This is a genomic window from Anaerococcus sp. (genome assembly GCF_022770135.1).
GTDB lineage: Bacteria > Bacillota > Clostridia > Tissierellales > Peptoniphilaceae > Anaerococcus.
The window spans coordinates 1-7,989 of the sequence record NZ_JALEIL010000058.1; the positions used below are offsets into that span (position 1 = coordinate 1).

General features: G+C 36.3%; 7 protein-coding genes and 1 rRNA gene. 1 reads left to right on the forward strand and 7 read right to left on the reverse strand.

Going from position 1 to position 7,989, the window contains the following annotated elements; translation table 11 throughout:
* Together MRZ08_RS02600 and MRZ08_RS02605 are read right to left on the reverse strand one after the other, a co-directional pair.
* Window positions 1–140, reverse strand: a 16S ribosomal RNA gene (locus MRZ08_RS02600); the annotation flags it as partial.
* A gap of 541 nt (window positions 141–681) precedes the next feature.
* A complete protein-coding gene (locus MRZ08_RS02605; protein WP_297378954.1) occupies window positions 682–1,563 on the reverse strand; it encodes a radical SAM protein in 882 nt (293 codons plus the stop codon).
* Window positions 1,564–1,640: 77 nt separating this feature from the next.
* Here MRZ08_RS02605 and MRZ08_RS02610 point away from each other — a divergent pair, with 77 nt between their 5' ends.
* On the forward strand, window positions 1,641–2,183 hold the full coding sequence (locus MRZ08_RS02610; RefSeq protein ID WP_297378956.1) for a hemerythrin domain-containing protein: 543 nt from the start codon (window positions 1,641–1,643) through the stop codon (window positions 2,181–2,183).
* A gap of 37 nt (window positions 2,184–2,220) precedes the next feature.
* Here the strand turns inward: MRZ08_RS02610 and MRZ08_RS02615 are convergent, their stop codons facing one another.
* From MRZ08_RS02615 to MRZ08_RS02635, 5 genes are all read right to left on the reverse strand, one after another.
* Entirely contained in the window at window positions 2,221–3,861 is a 1,641-nt protein-coding gene (locus MRZ08_RS02615; protein WP_297378958.1) for an AarF/UbiB family protein, read from the reverse strand.
* 109 nt (window positions 3,862–3,970) lie between these two features.
* Window positions 3,971–5,749 carry an oligoendopeptidase F gene (pepF, locus tag MRZ08_RS02620; RefSeq protein WP_297378960.1) on the reverse strand — a complete coding sequence of 593 codons (1,779 nt, stop codon included), beginning with the start codon at window positions 5,747–5,749 and terminating at the stop codon, window positions 3,971–3,973.
* A gap of 8 nt (window positions 5,750–5,757) precedes the next feature.
* Window positions 5,758–6,594 carry a hypothetical protein gene (locus MRZ08_RS02625; RefSeq protein ID WP_297378962.1) on the reverse strand — a complete coding sequence of 279 codons (837 nt, stop codon included), beginning with the start codon at window positions 6,592–6,594 and terminating at the stop codon, window positions 5,758–5,760.
* Window positions 6,584–7,261, reverse strand: coding sequence for a rhomboid family intramembrane serine protease (locus MRZ08_RS02630; protein ID WP_297378964.1), 678 nt, complete (start codon window positions 7,259–7,261; stop codon window positions 6,584–6,586). Before MRZ08_RS02630 ends, MRZ08_RS02625 begins: the two co-directional genes overlap by 11 nt.
* Window positions 7,262–7,287: 26 nt before the next feature.
* On the reverse strand, window positions 7,288–7,989 hold a 702-nt coding region (locus MRZ08_RS02635; RefSeq protein ID WP_297378966.1), incomplete at its 5' end, for a glycerate kinase.

Genomic DNA, 7,989 nt, shown 5'->3' on the forward strand with positions numbered 1-7,989 from the left:
TACTCACGCGTTACTCACCCGTCCGCCACTAATCCACTTAAATTCATTCCGAAGAAATCAGTTAAGTTTCATCGTTCGACTTGCATGTGTTATGCACGCCGCCAGCGTTTATCCTGAGCCAGGATCAAACTCTCATAAATAATATGAGCCGTTTTTATTCTGGCTTACTCATTTACATCTGACTTATATCAAATGCGTGATTTAAATTTTGTCCTTATCTCTTATATATAAGGATAAGAATCATTGTACTCAAAGTATTAACTTTGGTTGTTGTTATTGTATTCTATATAATTTATGATTATCATCTTACGACGTTAATCTCGGTTCAATGTCGCTTGTATCTTGCGACTCTTATATAATACTACATAAGTTTTTGTTTGTCAAATAATTTTATCATTTTTTTATGATTTTTTTAATTTTCCAAAGCTTCAAGCTTATGCGGTATAAAATAAGTATACACCCTCAAGAGTAACTTGTCAAATATTTTTTATTTTAATATTTACCGCTCGCTCTTGGAACGTGCCTTTATATAATACTAGGGATTTTCATACTTGTCAAATAATTTTCTAATTTTATTTTTCCTTCTATATATAGGTTAATTATAATTTTTAAATTACTCAACTTAGTGTATTGTCTTGCAAGATAAAAAGCTTTTGCTTATTTTTATCTTAATAGACGCCCTTATCTTGCTTGTCTTTCATTTGTTGTGTCTAATATCTCTGGGCTTAGGTTTTCTAGGGCATAATTTAATTTTTCCAATATTTTATCCTTGTTTTTAAATCTATGGCTTACATTTATAAGATTTACCATATGCCCTGATGAGAAAAGATTTTCGTCAGGATAGTCTAGGTTTTCTACTAGGACTATCTGCTCTTTTATAATTTCTCCAAGACTTGCTTCCTCGAATTCTCCTTCTTCTCTCATCTTATAAAGCTCTGATCCAAACTGGACTGAGGTTGTCATAGGAAAGACAGATTTGGCTGGGTAGATATTTAGAAATTCTGTCGTAGCTTTTGCGTTTATTTCTGAATTGCCACGTCCCGCAACTCCCATCATAAGGATAGCATGATAGCTTATTCCTGCTTCTTTTAATTTCCCTAGAGACTGTTTGTATTCTTCTAAGTTACAGCCCTTGTTTATCATAAGTAAGGCAGGCTCGTAAGCCGTTTCTACTCCTATATACAATTCATCAAAGCCCAAAGCTTTTAACTCTTTAAGTTCAGCTACTGTTTTATTCTTCATATTATAAAATGAGGCATATGAAGTTATTGTTCTGATATTTGGCAAATATTTATGGATTAATTCCCCTATTTCCTTTAATTTTTCAAAGGATAGGGCGAAGGGATCACCATTTAAAAGATATATTCTTTCAAGATTTGGATAGTAAAAGGCTAACTCCTCCAAGTCACTTATTATATTTTCCTTGGGAGCTAGAGAAAAGGGGGTCCTCTGATACATGGTGCAAAAAACGCACTTGTTGTGAGAGCATCCTCTAGTCACTTCCAAAAGAGGTGTCCTTGCCTCAAGGGGCGGTCTATATATTTCATTTCCTGTGTAATGCATATTTCCTCCTAACTAGACTATACAAGAAGGCTAGTGGTTTTCCCAAAAGCTCAGGTATAATAGAGATAGGTGATAATATGAAAGCAATAGAGTATTTAGTAAAAGAACACGATCAGATAACAAAATTTTTGGATAGGTTAGAGGAAGAATGTCTATCTATTCTTAATGATAAATCCATAGATGAAGAATTCTTCAGGGCAAGCATCTCCTTTATTAAGGAGTTCGCAGATAGAATCCATCATAAGAAGGAAGAAGATATCCTTTTTAAATATATGCTAGAAGAGCTCGGGATTTTGGGAGAAAAAGTTATAAAAGGAGGCATGCTTGTCGAACACCAACTTGCAAGAGGCTATGTCTTCGAGCTTGAAAATTCCCTAAATTCTTATAAGATGAAGAAGGATGACAAAGCTGTTTTGCAAATACTTGCAAACTCCATGGCCTATGTCAATCTTTTAAGAAGCCACATAGATAAGGAAAACTCCACAGTTTATAATTTTGCAGAAGATAGGTTGACAGACGATATCAAAGAAAAAATTGAGGAAGAAAGTAGTAAGAGAGTAAAAGAAGAAGACCTATCCTATCAAAGAAAGGAAGAGCTTCTTAATATCATATTCAAATAATTAGCCGGCAATTTCCCATATCGCCGGCAATTTTCATTTATTTATTTTTATCTCTAAAGATTCTTACTAAAAGAACTATTATAGCCAAAAAACTTATTAGAAGACTTAATCCTAAGAAAATTAGGAAGTATTTGCTTCTTATACCAAGAAGGCTAAGGGCTAGGATTGTACTCGATAGTATAAGGGCAAAGGCTAAGAATATAAGAGAAATACTCTTTTTTTCTTCCACTTTCTTGTAAAGATCCATCTCCTTTTCGCCCTTCCTTTGAACTAGGGCGAAGTCTCCTCTTTCTAGCTGTCTTAATATATTCAAAGATGCTTTAGGTAGTTCTTTTATAAAGCTTGCTGAGTCGTAAGTATTTTTGAGGATTCTGTTTGAAACTATGTCTGGGCTCAAAAGCTTAAGGGCCATAGGTCTTGCTAGTGGGATAGCTAGGGCTATGAAGGATTCTTCTGGGACTAGCTTTTCTATAAGACCTTCTACTGTAAGGATGGTTTTTCCGAAATTAGTAAGCTCTGATGGGATTTTGATTGAAAAATCCACCAATAGCCTATAAAAGTCCTCGATAAGCTCGACTAATTTTAGCTGACTAATATTCATGGCCATGTACTTATCCAAAAGTTTCTGGATTCTTCTTTCAAAAATCGGTATCTTCTTGCTATCAAAGGCCAAAAGTCCCATACCTATGATGGCATCTGTCACAAGACTTACTTCATTAAGACTTGCTCCTAGGAATATTTTGATTATCTGATACCTATAATTTTCCGAAAGAGTAGATACAATACCGAAATCGATGAGATATAGATTGTTCTCAGAATCCACAAAGATATTTCCTGGGTGGGGATCTGCGTGGAAAAAGCCATAGGAAAACATCTGGTTGGTGTAGGCCTTGATTATTTTTTTAGCAAGGGCCTTTCTTATCTCTGGATCTTTGTCGTAACTTGATCTAATAGTTTTGCCATTTATGTATTCAATAGTTAGGACCGACTTTCCACAGTAATTCTCGTATACATCAGGAGAAGATAGGTCACTTGACCTCTGATTATCTTCCCTATATTTTAAGATGTTTTCCTTTTCATTTTTGAAATCAATCTCTTTTCTTAAAGTTTTACCAAATTCTTCTAGGACTTCTCCTAAGTCGAAGGATTCGATAAAGTTAAGTTTATTCTGATATTTCCTGTATAAGTCCCTGATAATAGAAAGATCTTCGCTCACTGTTTTTTCTATGTCTTTTCTTCTGACCTTAACCACGACCTTTTTGACTGAATCATCAGTCCTGATATAGGCAAGGTGGGTTTGGGCAATAGATCCTGTCGCAAGAACCTTCCTATCAAATTCTACAAATATATCCTCAATATCCCTAGCAAATTCTTCTTCTATGATTTCTTTTATATAAGAGAAGTCCTCTTCCTTCACATCATCCTGGAGCTTTTCTAATTCGTTTATGATATCATCTGAAAATATATCCCTCCTGGTCGATAAAATTTGGCCGAATTTAATAAAGACTGGCCCCAAGTCCTCAAAAAGAGCGACAAGATTTTGGCCCAGGCGAATCTCCCTTTCTTTGTCGGGCCTTCTCTTATCCTTATCCCTAGCAAAAACTATCCTCATATCTTTGATAAGCTCTGGATTCATAAATTTTCTTACTATTTCAAATTTTCTCTTCCTATAAGTCATAAGCTACTCTTTTCTATTTATTAAAAGCTACACTTATATTTATATTTACCCAAATTAAAGCCTAAATAAAAAAGGCTACAGCATAGCCATAGCCTAATAACTTAAATTTTTATAATATAGCTTCTCTTAGATCTTTTAGGGCGTCCCTTGCTACATCCATAGCCTTTTGCATGGCGTCCTTGCCTGTCATATCAACTCCCGCTTTCTTTAGGACTTCTAGTGGATATTCGCTCTCTCCTGTCTTTAGATAGTTTAGATAAGCCGCTCTATCCTCATCTGTTCCGTGAAGGATTTTTTGACTTAGGGCAACAGCGCTCATAAATCCTGTCGCATATTGGAAGACGTAGTAGAACATATAGAAGTGTGGGATTCTAGCCCATTCTGCTGATATAAATTCATCTACTTCTATGTCTTCTCCGAAAAGATCTTCGTTTAATTCTTTGTAGATTCCGTGAAGTCTTTCTGCCGGAATTGGCTCGCCTACTTCTACTAATTTGTTTACCTTATGCTCGAATTCTGCAAACATAGTTTGTCTAAAGACTGTTGATTTGAATTGGTTTACAAAGTAGTTTAGTAGATAAGCTGTCTCTTCCTCAGACTTAGAGTTTTTGAGCATATAGTCTAGGAGAAGAAGCTCGTTGGTAGTTGATGCAATCTCTGCCAAGAATATTGAGTAAGAACCGTATTGGTATTCTTGATTACTTCTTGTGTAGTAGGAGTGCATGGAGTGACCTAGTTCGTGGATTACTGTAAATACATCATCTATTGTATTTGTGTAATTGAGTAAGATGAATGGTTGGGTATCGTAAGATCCTGATGAGTAAGCTCCGCCCCTTTTGCCCTTGTTTGGACAAACATCGAACCAACCTGTCTCAAAGCCCTTCCTTGCTACCTCTACGTATTCCTCGCCGAGTGGTTTGATAGCTTCGAGGACGATTTCTTTAGCTTCGTCAAATTCGATCTTCCTATCGTAATCCTTAACAAGTGGCATGTAAATATCGTGGAATCCTAAATCATCTACTCCGAGGAATTCTTTCCTAAGAGTGGTGTAATCTCTGTGGATATCAACATTGTCATGAACTACTTCTAGTAGATTATCGTAGATTTCTTCTGGTAAGTTATTAGCAAACAAGCTCATCTCTCTAGCTGATGAGAAGCCTCTAAGCTTAGCTTCTGTGTTGTGAGCTGAGAAGTCTCCATCTAGAGTACTTGCTAGGGTATTTGAAAATTGCCTATAGGTCTTGTAATATTTCTCATAAACTTCACGCCTAAAGTCCCTGTCCTTATCTTGTTGCAAGTTTACGAAGTTTGCATCAGTAATTTCTATCTCTTCCCCGTCTTTTTCTACGCTTGGAAAAGACATATCAGCATTTGAAAAAATCATATAGGTTGCACTTGGATTTTGGGCAGTCTTGCCAAAACTTGCTATAATCTGCTCACTTTTCTCATCCAAGGTGTGGTCTTTGTATCTCGCTATATCTTCAAAGTAGTGAGACAGATGAGCTATGTCAGGATCTTTTAGATATTCTTTAATCTTTTCTTGATCTGTTGCCAAAAGCTCTGGCCTTACGAAAGATAGGGCTTCAGTTAGGGCAACGTATGTGTTGGTAGCAACTTGGTCCATCTCTTGGTATTTGGTTACCCTGGTATCTTCATCGCTTTTTAAGGATGCGTAAACACAGGCTTTCTCAAGTTTTCTAGAAAACTCTTCATCTAATTTGATAAAGTCTTTGAAATTATCTAGGCTAGATGTGATTTTCCCCTTAAATCCTACGAGCCTATCAGCTAAGTTCTTGACATTTTCTATATCTTCGTAGAAGTCTTCGTCTTTGGCATAAATCGAAGTAGTATCCCATTTTAATTTTTGATCTATATCTTTTCTTTCCATTTTTTCTCCTATTTTATAGTGATGACGTCTTTCCCATCTTCACTCTTTCTCTTTTCAATATTTAAAATCTCCTTATCCTTTTTGTCATAAAGAAGATTTCCAATTTCAATCTTATCTCCTAAAACAGTGTCCTTTGCCAAGTCCATATCCAAGTCATAGGCCCTAGAAATATCTTGCAAATACTTATTCTCAGCTTCTATCCTAGACCTTATGGCTTCCTTAAGTTCCTTCTTAGTGGAAGTTTCACTAGATTCTACCAAATCATCTAGCCTTCTAACTTCAGGTTCGATTTTTTCTGTCGTATTGTAGAAGGAAAAAGAATCCAGTAGGCTTAGATATTTATTGTACAAATAATAATTGCTTAGGCTTTCATTTTCAAAAACTGAGACCTGACTTACTAGAAGCATAGGTCCGCTTTCCGAATCAAAGCTTATGACCTTGATCCTGCTTACAAGTTCGTCTTCTCTAGAAAGAGGTCCGTAAGTATGCTCAACTTTTCCCTCATCATCATAGACGAGCTTGAGATTTAAGATATTTGCTTGATCTTTCTCTAGTACAAAGCCAACCTGACTTCCTGCGAAATTTATCTCCTTAATAAATCCCGTGGCCTCATCTAGGCTCATATTTTCCCCAAGAACTGCCTTCTTGTAGTCTTTTTCGAAGTCGATTTTTCTAAAAGTCTCCTTGGTAGATGCGTCCTTGTATGTTACCTCCGGCATCTCTATAGTTTCTTTGGGTCTATCTACTTCGTCAATCTCTTTCTCAAACTCTTCCTTAGACTGAAAGGAACATGCGCTTAGCAAAAAGGCTAATGTTAATATCCATAACTTCATCTTAACCAACACCCAAACTCTTATTACCAATTCTTATAAACAAGAAAACCAAGATTATGAAGGCTATTAGAGAAATTATGATTGTAGTCTTTGGAAGCTGTCTGTTTACAACGGGGAAAATTCCTGCAAGAAGAACTCCTGCCAAAAATCCTCCCAAGTGCCCTTGAATTCCAATTCCAGGAGCTAGCAAGGAATAGACTATATTTATAGCTATTATTGAAAGAAAGCTCGCCCCGAGTCCTCTTAATATCTCATCATCCTTGTAGTTAATCATAAGGCCAATAGCAAGTCCAAACATCCCATAAAGGGAAGTAGATGCTCCTGCAGATACCGTATTGGCTTCACCAAAAGCATAGGTAAAGAGATTACCCATAACGCCGGCTAGGATATAGATTATTAGAAAGTTAATAGATCCATAAAGTCTCTCAAAAAGAGGGCCAATATTGTAAAGGAAGTACATATTAAACAAAATATGGAAAAATCCAATATGAATAAAGGCTGCCGTAAGGGCTCTCCACCATTCGCCTTGATAAAACAAGGGCTTGACCATCGCTCCAAATCTTACGAGATTTTCAATACTCTCGCTTCCTCCTGTCAAAGTCATTATAGCGAAAACTGCTATATTGATTATCATAAGGACAGTCGTCACTTTTGTTTCTCCTAATTTTTTAATATTCATAATAGATAATTGTACCGCTTTCCTAGCTAATTTTCAGAACTTGTGAGGTATTTGTTATTAACCTCGCCTGCCAATTGTCTAATCTTTTCTAAAAGAGAATTCCTATCGAGATTGGACTCTATATGGTATTTATAGACATAATCAAAGTAGGTCTTGTCGTAATTATCTTCGTTACTATCATCGTGAAGGAAGATAATCCTTATCTTATCATTGTATCTTTTTGCAAGTTTCGCCATATTTATAGAAGAATAGGCATTAAACTGACTTAAGTCTTCGCCTAAGATAAGATAGTCCATATCCTTGATTAAATCTTTAAAATCAATCTTTTCCAAAATATAATCCATTGGCTCGGTGATTTTGGCCTTAAAGTAAGTAAACAAGGCCCAAGCACAGCCTCCTCCAGAACCTAAAGATGGAAAATCGACATGACCAATTCCTAAGAGCTCGGCGGTCTTTTCCATGAAGTTCTCACATCCTCTAAAAAGTCTAGCCACGTCGAGATCACTTGCTCCCTTCCTGTAGGCCCTGTTTTCCAGGAAGGAATTTTCTCCAAAAAGAGTCATCTCGCTGCTTGTAGCAATCTTTATATCAGCCCTCTTAAATCTCTGATCAATCCCATCTATATCAATCCTACTAACCCTTGCCAAGTTTTTGGCTACAGGAGAAAGACTATTATCATCTTCATCATAAAACCTAGCTCCTAAAGCGTAAAGCATGCCCATACCCAT